Source organism: Bacteroidota bacterium (assembly GCA_020161395.1).
In the GTDB taxonomy this organism is placed as follows: Bacteria; Bacteroidota; Ignavibacteria; order Ignavibacteriales; family Ignavibacteriaceae; genus UTCHB3.
Window position 1 is genome coordinate 200472 of record JAIUOE010000006.1, and the last position, 17992, is coordinate 218463.

General features: G+C 42.9%; 11 protein-coding genes. 8 read left to right on the plus strand and 3 right to left on the minus strand.

The features are described 5' to 3' along the window. Window positions 1-69: 69 nt before the first annotated feature. Together LCH52_11705 and LCH52_11710 are read left to right on the plus strand one after the other, a co-directional pair. Window positions 70-3207, plus strand: a complete 3138-nt coding sequence (locus LCH52_11705; GenBank protein ID MCA0389147.1) for a carboxypeptidase regulatory-like domain-containing protein — start codon at window positions 70-72, stop codon at window positions 3205-3207. A gap of 181 nt (window positions 3208-3388) precedes the next feature. Then, window positions 3389-4612, plus strand: a complete 1224-nt coding sequence (locus LCH52_11710) for a T9SS type A sorting domain-containing protein (GenBank protein ID MCA0389148.1) — start codon at window positions 3389-3391, stop codon at window positions 4610-4612. Between the two features lie 134 nt (window positions 4613-4746). On the opposite strand, the gene LCH52_11715 is transcribed toward LCH52_11710, so the two are convergent. After that, complete coding sequence (locus tag LCH52_11715) at window positions 4747-5289, minus strand: NifU family protein (GenBank protein ID MCA0389149.1); 543 nt, start codon at window positions 5287-5289, stop codon at window positions 4747-4749. 132 nt (window positions 5290-5421) lie between these two features. On the opposite strand from LCH52_11715, the gene LCH52_11720 reads away from it, so the two are divergent. Beyond that, complete coding sequence (locus LCH52_11720) at window positions 5422-6393, plus strand: asparaginase (protein ID MCA0389150.1); 972 nt, start codon at window positions 5422-5424, stop codon at window positions 6391-6393. Here the strand turns inward: LCH52_11720 and LCH52_11725 are convergent. Next, on the minus strand, window positions 6387-8819 hold the full coding sequence (locus LCH52_11725; GenBank protein ID MCA0389151.1) for an SMC family ATPase: 2433 nt from the start codon (window positions 8817-8819) through the stop codon (window positions 6387-6389). The genes LCH52_11720 and LCH52_11725 overlap by 7 nt on opposite strands. Continuing rightward, the gene (locus LCH52_11730) at window positions 8806-9954 is read right to left on the minus strand and encodes an exonuclease SbcCD subunit D (GenBank protein MCA0389152.1); all 1149 of its coding nucleotides are present in this window, start codon (window positions 9952-9954) and stop codon (window positions 8806-8808) included. Before LCH52_11730 ends, LCH52_11725 begins: the two co-directional genes overlap by 14 nt. Window positions 9955-10177: 223 nt before the next feature. Here LCH52_11730 and LCH52_11735 point away from each other — a divergent pair, with 223 nt between their 5' ends. The 5 genes from LCH52_11735 to LCH52_11755 all read left to right on the plus strand — a co-directional run. Beyond that, window positions 10178-13249, plus strand: coding sequence for a T9SS type A sorting domain-containing protein (locus LCH52_11735; protein MCA0389153.1), 3072 nt, complete (start codon window positions 10178-10180; stop codon window positions 13247-13249). A gap of 302 nt (window positions 13250-13551) precedes the next feature. Next, entirely contained in the window at window positions 13552-14526 is a 975-nt protein-coding gene (locus LCH52_11740) for a Gfo/Idh/MocA family oxidoreductase (protein ID MCA0389154.1), read from the plus strand. After that, a complete protein-coding gene (locus LCH52_11745) occupies window positions 14523-15113 on the plus strand; it encodes an acetyltransferase (protein ID MCA0389155.1) in 591 nt (196 codons plus the stop codon). Before LCH52_11740 ends, LCH52_11745 begins: the two co-directional genes overlap by 4 nt. Further along, on the plus strand, window positions 15113-16327 hold the full coding sequence (locus LCH52_11750; protein ID MCA0389156.1) for a DegT/DnrJ/EryC1/StrS family aminotransferase: 1215 nt from the start codon (window positions 15113-15115) through the stop codon (window positions 16325-16327). Before LCH52_11745 ends, LCH52_11750 begins: the two co-directional genes overlap by 1 nt. A gap of 632 nt (window positions 16328-16959) precedes the next feature. Then, on the plus strand, window positions 16960-17992 hold a 1033-nt coding region (locus LCH52_11755), incomplete at its 3' end, for a hypothetical protein (GenBank protein MCA0389157.1).

Here is a 17992-nt window from a genome sequence, read left to right on the forward strand (position 1 = left end):
TCCCTGCCGTAATTTTAAAGACTTGAATATTATTTTTTCAAACAATCAAACAACAATCAGGAGCAAAGTATGAGATCTCTTTACAGATCTTCGCTGGCAACATTGTTTGTAGTTTTCTTTGCACTTCAGGTACATGCCCAGGTAACCACCTCGACAGTATTCGGAAATGCAATTGACGACAAGAACAGTGCTCTTTCCGGTGTGGTTATCCGCGCTAAACATCTTCCAACAGGAACTGTTTACGGCACCACATCAAGAGAAAATGGCAGCTATAACATATATGGTCTTAAGCCGGGTGGACCCTACGAAGTAATCGCTTCGTATGCCGGAAAGAAAACAGTCGAACTGAAGGGAATCAGCCTTGAACTGGGACAGAACCTTCGTTTGGACTTCACCATGCTGGAATCAGCCCTTGTAACAGAGGAAGTTGTGGTTACTGCAAAAAGTGACCCGATAATGACGGAAACCAAAACAGGTTCCGCTCAGACTGTAGCTACAGAAACCATTGAAAATCTTCCTACCATTAGCAGAAGATTCCAGGATTTCTCGAAACTTTCACCTCTCTTTTCAGGACAGGATCTTTCTGCCGCAGGTAAATCAAGCAGATACAACAATATTCAAATAGATGGTACCCAGTACAATGACCTCTTCGGTCTTGGATCTTCGGGTACACCGGGTGGATCAGCCGGAACCAATCCTATAAGTCTCGACGCTATTCAGGAATTCCAGGTAGTGGTTGCACCTTATGATGTAAAACTCTCCGGTTTTACCGGTGGTGGTATAAACGCCATTACAAGATCAGGAACCAACTCGTTTTCGGGATCAGTTTTCGGCTACGGCAGAAACCAGTCACTTGTTGGAAAGAGTCCTGATGCATTAAAAACCAGCTATCCTGACTTTACAGAGTATCAGGTTGGCGGAAGAATCGGCGGTCCGATAATTAAAGACAAGCTCTTCTTCTTCGCAAGTGCAGAGCTGACAAAATATACCAGACCTTACTCGAATGTTTCCCTTACCGCAGGTTCAGCCGGAATGGCTGCTTACGCAGATTCGATCCAGGCTATCATGCTTGCAAAAGGATACGATCCAGGTTCATACGGATCAGTTGATCTCAAAAGACCTTCAACAAAGTTCTTCGCCCGTTTGGACTGGAACATGAATGAGAACAACAGATTCACATTGAGACACAACTTCGTTGACGGATCTGATGACATTCTCGCAGCAAGAAACCTTAACAATGCCCTTTCATGGGGTTCATACACATACAGACTCGCATCTGTAACCAACTCCTCAGTTCTTCAGTGGAACTCGACAATCAGCAACAATATGTCGAATGAGTTGATCGTTGGATATACAAGAATCAGAGACAAAAGAGAGCTCCCGTTTGCAGAAGCTCCCGAAATCGAGATCCGTCAGGGTGGAAACACTTACAGACTTGGACCCGACAGATTTTCACCTGCAAACAAACTGGATCAGGACATCATCGAATTTACCAACAACTTCACATGGAATGTTGGCAACCACATCCTGACTTTTGGTACACACAACGAATTCTACACATTCTCGAACCTTTTCATCCGTTCATTCTACGGATACTATGTGTTTAATTCATTTACAGATTTCAAGAATTCAACCGTTGGATCTTATCAGAGAGCATTTGCCAGAAGTGGTGACTCCTATGACAACAGACCTTCTGCTGATTTCAGTGCCAATCAGTTTGGGCTCTATGCACAGGATGAATGGCAGGTTAATGGCGCACTCAGACTTACCTTCGGTATCAGAGTTGACATGCCTACCTTCCCAAAAACCCCTGCTGCAAACGATTCAGTATCGAAATACTTCAGTGGATACAGCACAAGCGGTATTCCTGACGGCAAACTTCTCTTCTCGCCAAGAGCAGGTTTCAACCTTTCTCTTACCGAGGACAGAGCAGCCCAACTTAGAGGCGGTCTTGGTATCTTCACAGGTAAGGTTCCTTATGTTTGGGTTTCAAACAACTTCGCAAACACAGGTCTTCTTACTGCTGAACTTTCCGGTGCTGCTGGTACGGCATTCTCACTTGACCCAAGAAACCAGCCAAGAGTCGGATCACCCGGAACAGGCGCACCAAGCCTGATTTCCGAGATCAATATGATTGATCCCAATTTCAAATTCCCGCAGTTGTTCAGAGTAAATGCTGCTTATGATCAGAAACTCCCTTGGGATTTCATCGGATCACTTGAGGTTATCTACTCAAAAACTCTTAACGAAGTTATGTATGAGAAATTGAATGTTAGAAACATCTCTTCTCCAACATACATTGCTGCCGAAGCAAACAGACCAGTTTACGGCGGTACAGACTCTAAAAACAACAACTTCAGAGATGTACTTTCTCTTAAGAACACCTCCGAAGGTTATCAGTTAAACTTTGCAGTACAGTTTCAGAGAAGTGTTGCAAGAGGACTTTCAGTTAACTTTGGTTATACTCATGGTATAGCAAAAGATATGAACAGCACCACTTCATCACAGGCTGTTTCTCAGATGAGATTCAATCCTGTGAAAGGTGATCCTAACAATCCTGAGCTCACAACCTCACTGTATGAAATCAAACACAGATTCTTTGCTTCAGTTTCCTATACTCATGAATTCTTCGCTAATGCTCCAACCACTGTATCATTGTATTACAACGGTCAGAGTGGAGCTCCATTCTCATTCACAGTTAATGGTGACTTGAACAACGACGGTTTCGACCAGAATGATCTTTTCTATATCCCTACCGAAGCTGAACTTGCAAACAGAACCTATCAGCTTGGTGCTGTAACAGGTGGTGCGTTTGTTCCGACCGCTTCGATGTACACACAGCTCGAGTCATACATTCAGAACAATGAATACCTCCGTACCCACAGAGGTCAGATTTCTGACAGAAATGGCGCCCGCAACCCGTGGAGAGACATTTTTGATCTCAGACTTGCTCAGGAAATCCCAAGCATCATGAATCATAAATTCACAATTACCCTCGACATCCTCAATGTTCTCAATCTGCTCAACAGCGACTGGGGATATGATGAATCAATCTTCTCAACTTCGAATGTTGTAAGAATGGTTAACAGAAGTGTCGGTGGAAAACCTGTTTATTCATTCTCTGCTCCAACTACCAATGTTCCCTGGGCAGCAAGTGATGTAAACAGCCGCTGGGCTATGCAACTTGGTGTAAGATACACCTTTTAATAGCTATGAGGTATGAACTATGAGCTGAATTGTAAATAGTTTGTGCTGTCTTTTTAAGCTGCCTCGGAAACGGGGCAGCTTTTTTTTTTGAGCATCTATTGCTTTTGGTGATTTTTTTTGACATGTTTAAGGTGTGAGGAATTTATCTTTTTACCTTGAACGACATAAAACAGAGATCGCCATGAAAAGAACATTTATTTTCGCGATTTTACTCACCTTTGCTTGTAGTGCACAAGGATTCTGGATCCAAACTCAACTCCCCGCCACCGGATCGATCAATTCAATCGCCATCTCGCCGGGTGGTACTCTCTTCGTCGGTACCGAATTTGCTGCAGCAGGAAGCGGCGTATTTAAATCGACCAATGACGGACTTACATGGTCACTTGCAAACACCGGACTTACCTCATCCACAATAAAAGTGGTAGCAATGGGGGGAAGTAATGGCGATTTGTTTGCAGGATCATCAAGTCTCTTCCGCTCCACCAACCAGGGAGCATCGTGGACGGATATAGGTAACAGCCTATCTACACCTTATGTAAGGGCTATCGATTTCGACGACAGCAACTATATATATGTCGGCACGGAGGGGGGTGGAGTATTCAGGTCAACGAATAATGGAAGTTCTTTTACCTTTTCAGGTCTCTCCGTTTTCAATGTTAAAACCCTTCATTGTGACAATTTTGGCTTTATCTATGCGGGAGGAGGCAACCTCTACAGGTCATCAAACAGAGGAGCTACCTGGTTTGTTTTTAATACAGGGATGCAGGGAACAACCGTAGAGGAAATCGTGAGCAACAACATCGGCTACATATATGCCGGAACCTATGGTAACGGAGTCTATCGCTCCACGAACAGCGGGCTGTTATGGGTCCCGGTTAACAACGGATTGACCAATCTTAATGTTGTATCACTCGCGATCAATGCGGTAGGCCACCTGTATGCGGGTACATATGATGGAGGAGTTTTCAGGTCAAAGGATCAGGGGGAGAACTGGACAGAGGTCTCTTCGGGTCTGAATACAACCGGTATTCCGGCACTTGCATTCAATCCCTCGGGGAATATTTTTGCCGGTTCGACCGATGGAAAGGTGTTCAAAAGTACCGGTTCCACCACTTCCCTGAAGGATGATGAAGGGCAACCCTCAGGGTTCACCCTTTCACAAAATTATCCCAATCCGTTCAATCCGGTAACAGTTATAGAATACACTTTAACAGAGACTGCGGAAGTGGTTTTAAAAGTATTCGCTGTTGATGGTACAAAAGTTGCGACACTCCGTGAAGGGGTAAAAACTCCCGGTAAACACCGGATACTTTTTGACGGCAGCACTCTCTCTTCAGGAGTTTACAGCTATGCACTATTTGCAGGAAAGGAAAGGATGGTCAGGAAGTTGGTTTTGGCTAAATAAACAGAATTAATTATTAGTTTTGAGTTATGAATTATGAGTTGGAGCTCACTGGAGGGTGAAAACTTTCCACAAAAAAATTCCCCGGTTTATTCAGGTGAAAATTAATAACTCATAATTCATAACTCATAATTAACTCAGTCCGGAATTACCTCCAAAGCCGGATGCACATCTCTTTTGAGGAGGCTTTCGATCGCGGAGAGGGTGCCTCTTTGTGCACTCGGACAACTTCCGCAGGCGCCTTGATATCTGACTTTGAGGGAGTATCCTTCGAGTCCGAGGATTTCGAGACCGCCACCGTCGTAGGCAAGGGCGGGGACGACTTTCTTATTCAATACATCGGATATTTGCTTAAGGAGTTCGCTGGTATTTTCATCCATTCCTTCAGGGGTAGCTTCCTCGGGAATCAGTTTTTCATCGAATTTGCTTAAAAACATCAGGAAAGGTCTCTGGATTTTTCCCCAGTCATATCCCTGTTTCTTCTCAATAGTTATGAATTTGTCCATATAGAATACGGACGCGACACCCTCAAGTTCGAAGATACCTTTAGCCAGCAGATCCTGTTCGGCATCCTGTGGAGTGCTGTATTGTCTCGAAGTGAAGTGGAGCAGTTTTTGATTTAGAACAAATTTAATTGCGTGTGGATTTGGAGTAAGTTCAACATCAACTACATGTAACATGGTAACCTCTGTGTACGGAGACCGTACTTGTTCTGCCCTTCTCGGGCGATTTAATCAACGGGACTAAGTCAGTTTATGCTTGAAAAATGCGTATTTTGCTATGCAATATAATTAAAATTTGGCGCTCAAGATATGAAAAAAATAATGATCGTTTTTACCGGCGGGACCATATCAATGAAAGTTGATGCGGAAACAGGCGGTGCAGTTCCACATCTTACCGGTGGAGATATTATTGAAATGATTCCCGAACTGGGCTCTTTGGCAGAGATCGATTTTTACGATTTCGGGAAATATCCGGGTCCTCACATGACTCCCGAACTGATGTTTGAACTTGCACTTACTGTGCAGGGGATGATCGATGACGAGAATTTCGATGGTATCATCATCACTCATGGAACCGATACACTTGAGGAAACGGCATATTTTCTCGATCTTTATCTTGAGACACACATTCCTGTTGTTCTTACAGGTTCAATGAAGAACAGTTCCGATCCCGACTGGGATGGACCTCAAAATCTGATTGATTCCATTTATACTTGTTTGAACAGAAACAGTCGTGACATGGGGGTTCTTGTATGTTTAAATGGTGAAATCAATGCCGCAAGCGAGGTGACCAAAACGCATACGGAAGATAAAGAGACATTTGCATCACTCGATTTTGGCAGTCTCGGTTTTGTTGACAGAGGAAGGGTGATTTTTAACCGGACACCAAGAAGGCTTGAGACGATAAAGACAGGGAAAATTAATTCCAATGTTGATTTATTGAAGTGTTATGCCGGTATGGATGCCAGGTTTTTCAGATATTCAGCCGACAGCGGTGTTGACGGACTGGTAGTGGAAGCTTTGGGAGTGGGGAATGTACCTCCGGCTGTATTTGAGGGAATCGAATATCTTCTTGAGAAGGGGATACCGGTTGTTCTTGTTTCCCGATGTCCTGCAGGTGAAACGGATGATGTTTACAGTTATCCGGGAGCGGGGAAGTGGCTGCGGGAGGCAGGAGTAATATTTGCAGAGTATCTAAACGGTCAGAAGGCAAGGATTAAGCTTATCCTTGCCCTAGGAAAAACCGGTGACCATTCTGAACTGGAGAAAATTTTTTATTGAGATGAAGAGGCAAATTTGCAGTCAATTGCGCTGTACAACCCTTTCTTCGAAATAATCATTTTATTTGGAAAGGCCTCTTCGACATCCTGGTTGTGGGCTACAATAAATACCTGTTTAAACCAGTCGGAAATTTTCGAAAGGGCAAACATCAAATCCGCTCTTCTGCCTTCATCCTGTGATCCAAAAACCTCGTCAAGTGCAAGGAATCCCATGTTGCCGGCACCACTCATGTTAATTATGTGACGGCTGACAGCAATTCTGAGGCAGACAGCGGCGAGGTCTTTTTCACCACCCGATAGAGTCTCAATTAGTGCCTCCTTGTCATCCCTCATGACTTTGATATCGTAGTTTTCAGTATCAATGTGCAATCCATTGTATCTTTCCTTTGTAATTTCTACAAAAAGTCTGTTGGCTTCCTGAGAAATCTTGGGAATTGCTTCCGAGGTTATTCTCGCCTTAAAATTATCGATAATTTCCTTGAAGATTTTATATTTCTCAACTCCGGTCCGAAGTTGTTCGAAAGAACCTTTCCGCTCGTCATTTTCATGTAATGCTGCTTCTGCGGATGAAACCTCACTTTTTATCGTATTGAGTTCCAATTCAGCCTTGTGTGCAGCACCCACCAGATCAAGGTGCTCCTGCTGTTTCTGTTTCAGCAAAGAATCTGCTGTGGTAAGTTCATCCACATTAAAATTCAGTTCGACTAAATTGTTCTGTTTAGTCGAGAGCTTCTCCTTCGATTCATTGAGGGTTGCGGTGTAGTCAGAAAGATGTTTCTCCTGAGCAGGCAGGGTACCAATTTCACCAAGCATTTTCTGGTATTCATCATTCTTTATTTCGGCTGATTTTACCTCCTCTCCGAGAATTGTGAAAGCTTCTTTGTCAAAATCTCTTGGACCTACTGCACTCAAATCCCGTTCTGCAGACGATATTTTGGCAATTGTTTTTTCACGATTTCCAGACAGAGTTGTCAACTGTGCCCTGTCGTTTTCGAGTTTCACGATGGTTTTGCCCAAGTCAGCAATTTCGTCCTGAAGTTTTTTTACTTCTGCCCGTTTCTCCGACAGATTCTTTTTAACTTGGGATTCTCTCTCACCGATCTCTGCGATCAACGCATTAAGCTCAGCAATTTCGGCTTTGTATTTTTTTATGAGTACCGGTTTTTGTGTGCCGAGCTCTCTTTCACACTCGGGGCATGTACCTGCTGCATCAAGTCCTTCGACATGCTTTAATCGCTTAATTGTCTGCTTAAGGCGTGCATCATATCCGGCAATTTCCTTCCCGAGATCGAGAGCATTGGCATTTAAGAGACTCTCTTCTCTTTCGAACCCCTCCTTAATCACAGTTTTCAGTTGCAGGTCATTTGGTGCATTCTCCATGGTCGCGATTGTGGCAGAGAGTCTTGCAATCTGTTCCTCGATGCTGGCGAGTTCGGTTTCCGCTTTGGTTTTATTAGAAAAGATGCTCCCATAGAGGGCTGCATTTTCCTTTTTTGTTTGCATTTCTGCCTGTTGCGTCTTCAGTTTATGAAGCAGTTCGACTATGGGTGAAAGTCTTTCTGCCTCTAATTCGAGGGTTATCAAACGGGAAATCTCGGTTTCGGTTGAAGAAATTGATTCTTCTGTTTTCGAGATGGCGGTCTTTATAGTCGCAATTTCTTTTTCAAGCTCATTATGTTTTTCCTGCAGTATACGGAGTCCGTCAACCTTTCGTTGCTGTAATCCTTTTTCAGTTAATTTTGCATCAACAGATTGTTTAAGTTGATTGTGCTCTTGGGTAAGCGCCGCAAGCTCGTTTTTCTTTTCCTGTATCAGCTCATTAAGATCAGCGATTCTTTGATCATCCAGAAGGAGACTTGCAGCCGCTTCCATCTCATATTTGAGTGTTTTTAGTTTATTGCCGGCAGTTTTACTGATAGCATCAAGTCTGTCGAAACCGAGCATTTTTCTGATCTCTATTACTCTTTCAGCTGGTGTGGATGCAAGAAGCCCTGCGGTTTCCTTTTGCTTCGCAAAGAAGGAGTTTACAAAGCTGTCTTTATCAAGCTTGATTATTTTGTAGAGCTCTTTGGCTACCTCGGTGGCGTTCTCAGCCAGGGCTACGATGTTTTGTTGATCCACCCTGTACAAGCCAACTTTTGTTGTTTGAGCAACCCCCCTCAAAGCTCTTTTTACAACATATTCTTTATTTCTTTCGATAAACTCAAGTTCAACTTCCACAGGTTCGGAAGCAGGGGCGTTATCATTTTTGAGTTGGGACAAATTAACACCCTTCAGAGGTCCGAAAAGTGCGAATGAGATGGCATCGAATACAGTCGACTTCCCGGCACCATTTCTACCAACGAGACCGGTAAGTCCAGTCGGGAAATTGATGATTTCGTCTTTGTACTGCTTAAAATTTTTCAGTTTTAATTTATTGATTAGCATTATTGTCCACCTGTAATAAGTCATCAAAAAGTTGAGTTGCTTCTTCTCTAAATTTGTTAAAATCTTCGGGATCAGGGAATCCCGCACGGATATCTCCGATCAATCTTTCAAGAAGGGATTCGCCTCCGGACTCGAATTCTATCGGTTCTTCCCCTTTTTTCCTTTTAATTAATCTGAGTACGAGGCATTTCCCCGTCAGTTCTTCGATGTTTTCTCTCATAAAATCAAATGACTGGTTATCTCGTAAATCTTCAAGTATTACCTTGACAATCGCTTCGGAGAGGTCATCCCTGTTTACAGCTTTGGTGATTTCACCTGTAATCTCCTCAGTGGATTTCGTATCGCAATTTTTAACGGTGATGTTCAGATACCGTCTCGTTTCAATCTTCACGAATCTTATTTCGGGAACTTTGCCGTTCAGAGTTACCTCAACGAAACCTTTGTCGTGGTCTGCTTCGCCGGCATTTATTCGCTCAGTTGAACCTGAGTAGCAGACATTACCGTAGTTTTTCATGTGGTTAAAGCGATGCCAGTGACCGAGAGCGACATAGTCAAAATCTTTCAGTATTTCAAGCCGGTCAGCGGGGAAAAGACCTCCACCGGGTTCCTCTTCCTTGTAGATTGAAACCGGCATTGAAAGGTGCATCATAAGAATATTAGGTTTCGAAGTGTCGGTGACAGAGATTTTTTGAATCTCTTCGTTATGGTCACTGTCAAAAGTGATGTGCGGGAGTGCATGCAGGATGAAATCGCCGCAGTCCAGAGTGGAATATTTCTGGTCGTAGAAGATTTTGCACCCGTCAAACATATTATACAGGGCATGTATCGCCTGTGTATCCTCTGATCTTGGGAGATCATGATTCCCGGCTATCATGTAAAATGGAATTCCGGCATCGGATAACCGTTTGAATTGTCTGCCTGCTTCGACCATTGCCTTGTTGTAAGGTGAAGGGCGGTGAAAAAAGTCCCCTGTGTGGATTACAAAGTCCGGTTTTGTGGCCAGTGCATGGTCAACGACAGCCGCTACAGCTTTATAAGCATCCGCTTCTCTTTCCTTTAGAACAGCCTGGTCGTCGGAGGAATAATCAATAAACCCCAGGTGCGAATCTGAAAAATGCATGAACCTTAATGACATTTATTTTGCCTTTTTTTGTTATTATCAATCACTACCAGGATAGAGAAGAAATTTTACCGTTTTTCCAAAATAAAGTTAAGAAAAATTCATATCACATCCTTTTTTCTCTTTTTTTTGTATTTTTAAGGCTGATATTTAATAAAAATTAATCTATTCATCTATTGTCAGCTAAAAAAGAGATTGAACTTTTTTGCTGAGCTTAACAATCCACAGGTAGTTAGTTATGTTTAAGACAAACCTAAAAAGCTCTTTATGGTTATCTTTGGTTCTGATTCTACTCTTAGGCACTAATGGGAATGCACAAAATGAGAATAATAAACCCCAGGTAAATCCACCGATCTATATTGCATTTCTTTGGCACATGCACCAGCCAATTTATTGGCCCTATGAAAGTGTCGTCCAAACCGATGCAAATGGTCGCTATCCCTTCTCGGTTACAGATATTCACAATCAGAGGATTGGACCCTACACTTCCTGGCCCAAAAACGCAGTTCAAAAGGGAATTGCTGCCAATATGCCTCATTTTGGTGCACAGGTTAGCTTCTCAGGGTCACTCATTGAAAATCTGAACGCACTCGAAGCAAACGGTAACGGAAATTTTTCAAACTGGAAATCGAGTTGGAATTTCATCAAAAACCAAACCACTTCTCTTGGTAATCCAAGGCTGGACATGGTTGGTTTTGGCTATTTCCATCCCCTGATGGGCTTGATTGACTACAAAGACATAAGAAAACAACTCCAGTGGCACAAAACAATTTTTTCGCAAAACTTCCCCGGAGGTTACTCCAAAGGTATCTTTCCGCCAGAGAATGCTTTTGTGAACAGGATGATTCCAGCTCTGGCGGATGAGGGATTGAACTGGGTGCTGGTTGACAATGTCCACTTTGACCGCACCGCTCAGGGGTATCCTTTCAATACAGGTGGAAACATCTATGAGCCAAACAAAGCTGATGTTCTGAATGCAAACCCGAATGACTGGCTGGCACTTCAGAATATCTGGGCGCCTACAAAAGTATCTGCTGCATGGGGGCACAGGCCTCATTTCGTCGAGTATGTTGACCCATCAACAGGACAAAAATCGAGAATTATAGCCGTACCCGCCTCCCGGTATCTCGGAAATGAAGACGGAAGAGGCGGATTTGGCGCTTTGAATTACGAGTCGGTCATGAGTCAGTTTGAACAGTATAATACCGATCCGACAAAACCGATTCTGATCGTCCTTCACCATGACGGTGACAACTACGGCGGTGGAACCGATTCATATTATGGCTCAAATTTCCAGAATTTTGTTAACTGGCTTCAGGCTAATCCTTCCAGATTCGTTTGCACCACAATCGAAGATTATCTTGAGATGTTCCCGCCCGATCAGAATGCACCAATTCATGTAGAATCGGGAAGCTGGTCAGGTGCAGACAACGGTGATCCGGAATTCAAAAAATGGCTCGGCGATCCCGGAACTGACGGTTACAGTCCCGACATAAACAGTTGGGGAGTTCTCACTGCCGCTCAAAATCATGTTGCGATGGCAGACAATGTGAATCCGAATGCAACCAACACCCTGAATGCCTGGAAATACCTTCTGGTTAGTGAGGCATCGGATTACTGGTACTGGGATGGCTCACTGGGCGGTATTTGGGATTCAAATCCCACCCGCGGTGCCAATCAGGCAGTGAATTTTGCGAATTCTGTTATTGCCGGTGCACAGGACAACACACCTCCTACCGTATTTATTCCTCAGAGAGAACCATATAATCCGGGTGCAACAGAGTGGAACCAGCAACAGCCGTCAGATTTCAAAGTATGGACTTATGCCTATGATGTAAAAGGCTTAAAGTCGGTTAAACTTTATTACCGTCAGGACCTCGATGGTGTCAACTCGCCCTTAACTACCGATAACGAAACCTATGCTGGTGGTGCGGAAGTTGGAACCTGGACTGTAGTGGATATGCCGGGAACCACAAAGATATCCCTCACAAATCCTCAGCCTGTTGTGAAAGCAAAGGAATATTCGGCAACCATAGCAGGCTTGTCAAATAAACTGGTTGACTATTATGTGGAAGCAATAGACAGCAACAATAATGTAAAAAGCACAGCCATCCAGCATGTCTGGGTGGGCGCATACACTCCCGGCGGTGGCGGTGGTACAGGCGTAAGTACTGTTACCTGGATGCCTTCCGCACCAACCAAAAACGACACTATCACTGTAACCATTACCAAAGCGGTTCAGGGAGCAAAACTGCACTGGGGTGTGAACCCTCAGGGCTCGAACTGGACAACTCCTAATCAGGCTTACTGGCCTGCAGGAACCACACTTTTTGGCGGATCAGGTCCTGCAGTCGAGACTGTCATGTCAGGACCATCGACCGACAGTTTGCTGACAATAAAAATCGGACCATTTAACAATTCCGCACAGACTGTTGACGGAGTTGCATTTGTAATTCATTACAACGACAACACCTGGAACAACAACAACGGTCAGGATTTCAAAATTAATTTCGGTGGTGGAAGTGGCGGCAGCAACTTTGTAATGGACGGCACCCTCGACCAGCAGGCTGTGAGCGTTGGTTCGAACAATGGAGCAAATCTCTACCTTGGCTGGAACAACGGCAACCTGTATGTAGCAACTCAGGCAGCTCCGACGCAAGGTAAAGATGTCTTCATCCTGATTACAGATTCACTCAGAAATCCCGTTCCCGCAATGTGGGCAAAGGGTGGAACTGTCCCCGGATGGTCCCTTTTCCTTGCAAACGAAAGTACAAACAACTACACTGCATGGTTTGATGCTTCATCAAATCCGGGTAAAGCCACGGGTCAGACACTTGAGGGTCTTGTAAATGTTCAGGCGGAATTTGGATATACTCCCTCAAAGCTTTACATAGCAGTACTTCAATACGGCACTCAGGATGCAGGTGCACTTCAAAATCAGGTTCCTGCCGGTAATGGCAACGGAAATGTTGAAGGCGTTGAACTTTATCAGTTTGACTACACCCTCACGAGTGTAAAAGAGATAAATCTCAGTTCTCTTTCTCCCGAAAACTATAAGTTGGGACAGAACTACCCGAATCCGTTCAATCCTTCAACCAATCTTCAGTATTCGGTTAAGGAAGCCGGCAAGGTAAACATTACAGTTTACGATGTTTTGGGCAGAGTTGTTACAACCCTGGTTGATGAATTCAAACCTGCGGGTACTTATGAAGTTAAGTTCGATGCGGGTAAACTTGGGAGCGGTGTCTATTTTTACACGATGACCGTGAATAACTTCAGAGAAACCCGTAAAATGATTTTGAATAAATAAGTTTTAGTTATGAGTTATTAATTATGAGTTATGAGTTTGTCAAAGAATAGTCATGGAATGCAAAGAGAATGGTTCCACGGATATCACGGATTTTTCACGGATACCGCAGATATTTTAAAAGATTCTCTGTGCTCTCTGTGTGCTCTGTGGTTTTATCGCGATATTGACAGAAAATATCTTTTAGCTCAACTTGAAAAAAAATATCATGAAATATATGATGTTAGATAAAATGACAGTAAATTTAAAAGCGGAATTGTAATAATTTTGCGACACAAATTCCAACTATATAAACCGGATTAAAAATGGATTACAGTCAAATAAAGCTTGCCGTATTAGGGGTAGGTAACTGGGGTAAAAATCATTTAAAAACAGCAGCGTCTTTACTTCCCCATGAGAATATAACAGTATATGATCCGGGTCTTAAAACCCGCGCAACAGTATCAGCAATCTCGGACAAAATCAGAGTTGTTGATACACTCGAAGAGATACTTAACGATGAAACGATAACTGCTGCAATAGTAGCCACACCCGCACAAACCCACTATTTTGTTGCCAAGGGCCTCCTCGAAGCAGGAAAGCATGTCCTTGTAGAAAAACCAATCACCCTTTATTCAAAAGAAGCAGAAAACCTTGTCCACATAGCTGCGAAAAACAATGTCAGGCTGATGGTTGGTCATGTTTTATTGTATCATGAGGCCGTAAAACACATTAAAAATGCTGTCGGCAAGGAACTCGGAGAACTTCAGTACATTTACAGCAACCGTCTTAACCTTGGCAAAATTCGCTCGGAAGAGAATGCTCTGTGGAGTTTTGCGCCTCACGATATCGCAATTATCCAGTTTATTATCGGTACGAACCCCGTAAATGTGTATGCACAGGGTTCAGCGGTTATACAACCCAACATCGAAGATTCCACGGTTACATTTCTGAAATATCCCGGTAACATATCAGTCCACATTTTCGTGAGCTGGCTCCACCCCTTTAAAGAGCAGAGACTGGTTGTTATCGGAAGTGAAGGGATGTTTGTCTTTGAAGACAGTCTTCCTGACAACAAATTGAAATTCTATAAAAAAGGATTTAAAAAAGTAAACGGTCAACTTGAGGCTTTTGATCAGTCTTTTGAAGTTGTCCAATATGAAAACAAGCCGCCCCTTGCGGAAGAACAGAAACATTTCTACGAGTGTGTGTTAACAGGCAAAACCCCTTTCTCGGATGGAGTCCATGCACTTGAAGTATTAAAAATTCTTGAACAAGCTCAAGAAAGGTTATCAGAATGAGTGAAGAAAAAAACTACTATGTAGATAAACACGCCGTGGTTGATGATGGCGTTGAAATTGGCGAAGGCACAAAGATTTGGCATTTCGCTCATGTACAGTCCGGCTCAAAACTTGGCAAAAAAGTTATCTGCGGACAGAATGTGAACATCGGAAACAATGTGACCATCGGTAATTATGTAAAAATCCAGAATAATGTATCTGTCTATGAGGGTGTTACGCTTGAAGACTATGTTTTCTGTGGTCCCTCAATGGTGTTTACAAATATTCTCGATCCACGAAGCAAATACCCGCAGGTTGGAGCAGCATATTACATTAAGACTCTGGTAAAAGAAGGTGCTTCTCTTGGCGCCAATTCCACAATAGTTTGCGGACATACCATCGGCAGATTTGCATTTGTAGGTGCGGGAAGTGTAGTAACAAAAGATGTTCCTGATTTCGCGCTGGTTGTTGGTAATCCGGCAAGAATTATCGGATGGATGAGCGAAGCGGGAGTCCGCCTCAAATTTGATGAAAACGGCGAGGCTTTCTGCGAAAAATCGGGTAAAAAATATAAATTTGAAAACGACAGAGTGAAAGAAGTAGAATAATGAAAGTACCATTGTTAGATCTTAAATCGCAGTACCTCTCAATGAAAGATGAGTTGGATGCTGCTCTTATTGGTGTTGCCGAATCGACCGCATATATTATGGGTCCCGCAGTAAAAAAACTTGAAGAAGAGATGACTCAGTTCCTCGGCTGCAAATATGCCGTGGGTGTTTCATCGGGAACAGATGCACTTCTGCTTGCCCTTATGGCGATTGGTGTTGGCAAGGATGATGAAGTTATCATGCCTACATACTCTTTCTTTGCTACTGCCGGAGTTGTAGCCAGACTGAATGCAGTTCCTGTGTTCGTTGATTCCGATCCTGTAACATTCAATATCGATCCTTCACAGATTGAAGCAAAAATCACTTCCAAAACAAAAGCCATCATCCCTGTTCACCTTTATGGTCAGTCAGCGGATATGGAGCCGATTATGGCAATTGCCAAAAAACACGGTCTCCGTGTTATCGAAGATGGAGCTCAGGCAATCTCCGTTCAGTATAAAGACGGAAGACAGGTTGGAAATATCGGCGATATCGGCTGTTTCTCATTTTTCCCGAGCAAAAACCTCGGTTGTTTTGGCGACGGTGGACTTGTAGTTACCAACGATGATAACCTCATTGAGACAATCAGAATCATGAGAGTCCATGGCGGAAAACCAAAATATTACCACAAGGTAATAGGCGGAAACTTCCGTTTGGATTCCATTCAGGCAGCAGTTCTCTCCGTTAAACTTCCACATCTGAACGACTGGTCGGCAAAAAGACGCGAAAACGCCGCTTATTACACAAAACTTCTTATTGAAGCCGGTCTTGCAGAAGAAGCAGGCAGAATCAAATTTGACGACAAAAACAAAGTCCTCATTCCAAAAGCGGTTTATGAAGGTTCGGATTTGGTTAACTACCACATCTACAACCAGTATGTGCTCCGTGTCGAGAGAAGAAATGCGCTGAGAGCTTTCCTGACAGAAAAGGGAATTGGTAACGAAGTTTATTATCCTGTTCCGTTCCACCGTCAGGAGTGTTTTGCTCACCTCGGTGCGAAGGATGCGGAATATCCCGTTGCCAACTGTGCAGCTACCGATTCATTTGCTGTTCCTATCTATCCTGAACTTACAAAGGAAATGATGGAATATGTTGTCGATTCAATCGCTGAATTCATCAAAACCTCCGACAACCTTCCAATGGAATGTGGTCACTGCGATTGCATGAACAGATAGTTATTTATGAGTTTTGACTTATTGTTATAAGTTGACATTCGAATAATTGTGGATTTAAAGCTGTCATCAGAAATGGTGGCAGCTTTTTATTATTTTTTTCTTTCCTTTATCCCCGGTGATTCGGTAATCATAAACTAAAACCCTTCTCAAATATTGGAAAAACACGCAGGTTTTTACTAAAAATGGGGAAAACGGTCTTTTCAATACTTCCAAAAACAGGAATATTAAAAGAAAAATCATTTGGCACACTATTTGCTTAAGAGAATAGAGTTAAACTACAGAAACACATAAACGGGAGACAAAAGTACTAACATTGTACTACCCCGGGAGGAGAAACAACAGCAGAGAAAAAAACAGAAAAACCAGGGATTGAATAACGATCCCAAAATTAAATCCCCTTTGGAAGGACGACTCGAAGCGTGCAGGAAAAAACCACATTCGGATATTTTCTTCCATATTCCCCTCCTTTAAGAGCTGTACAGGGCAGTTCTTTCAATGAACAGCCTGAATAAATAAACAAATATTTAGTAAATCAATTAGAATGTTTATAAATTTATTTTAGGAACACAATGAAAAAACTAACATTATTTTTATTCTTTTTTATATTAGTGTCCCCCCATATATTTTGTCAAATGGGGAAAACAATATTTCCTTACATCTCCTTCTTTGACGGATATGTAAACTACAGAATCCCTCCCTACGATTGGGGACAACCATTCGACCCTCAAGATCTTCAACTCAGCACCAAAGAGATAAGTATAATGATGGATTCTCTTGGGATTACTCACTCAGTTTCTTGGGCGGATACGATTAGCACAAAACCCGGTGACTACAATCGTATTCGAAAAATACTCGATATGCACCTCGAGTGGAGCTCCTTTGCTCCTGAATTATTAGGAATTGAAACCGGAAAATACCTAAAAGCCCAGGGACAGGACAGGGATAATTATCCTTTCCAGGTTGGAGGACAAAGTTATTTCAGCCTTACTGAGGATTACAATTTTGGATTTGGTACGAAGTTCCAATCAAGTGTCTGGTTTATGAATTCACACCCTGGCTTGAAACCTTCCTGGGTTGGGACTATGGTGACCGGGGTTGATACTACAATCACAGTATCCCCGTTTTCATACGATGTCCGAAAAGCAGTTCCTTCCTCGAAAGAAGATATAGTGAAATATTATATGTTATATGGTAAAGTGAACAGAATTCACTTCACAAACACCAGTGAACAGCACTACATCTCACTTCGCACGATGATAGAACCGACCACACTGCATGATACAACCGTTATACTAAGAGTGCAACTGAAAATTGTTCCTGCATCGGCATCACAAGAATCAGGTAGTGTTTTTAATCCTCAGCTAAATTCAAATTCGATTACCAATAGTAACAACATGGAAAGTATCCCAGCCAGATTAATAGAAATGGTAGTCAGAAAAGGGGATCTATCATCAACAAACATGGAGTGGGTAACCTTAACTGATACAGCTTTTCATTTTAGAGAATATGCTTCAGACATTGTTGGCAAGGTCGTTGAGGTTGGTATCCGATATGAGGATAAAGTGACTACTTACATAGATGCAATCGCAATTCATGATGAACTGTATAATGAGTTTTTTAATGATCCGGGTCTTCAAAACACAATTAGTAACCAGATAACAACTA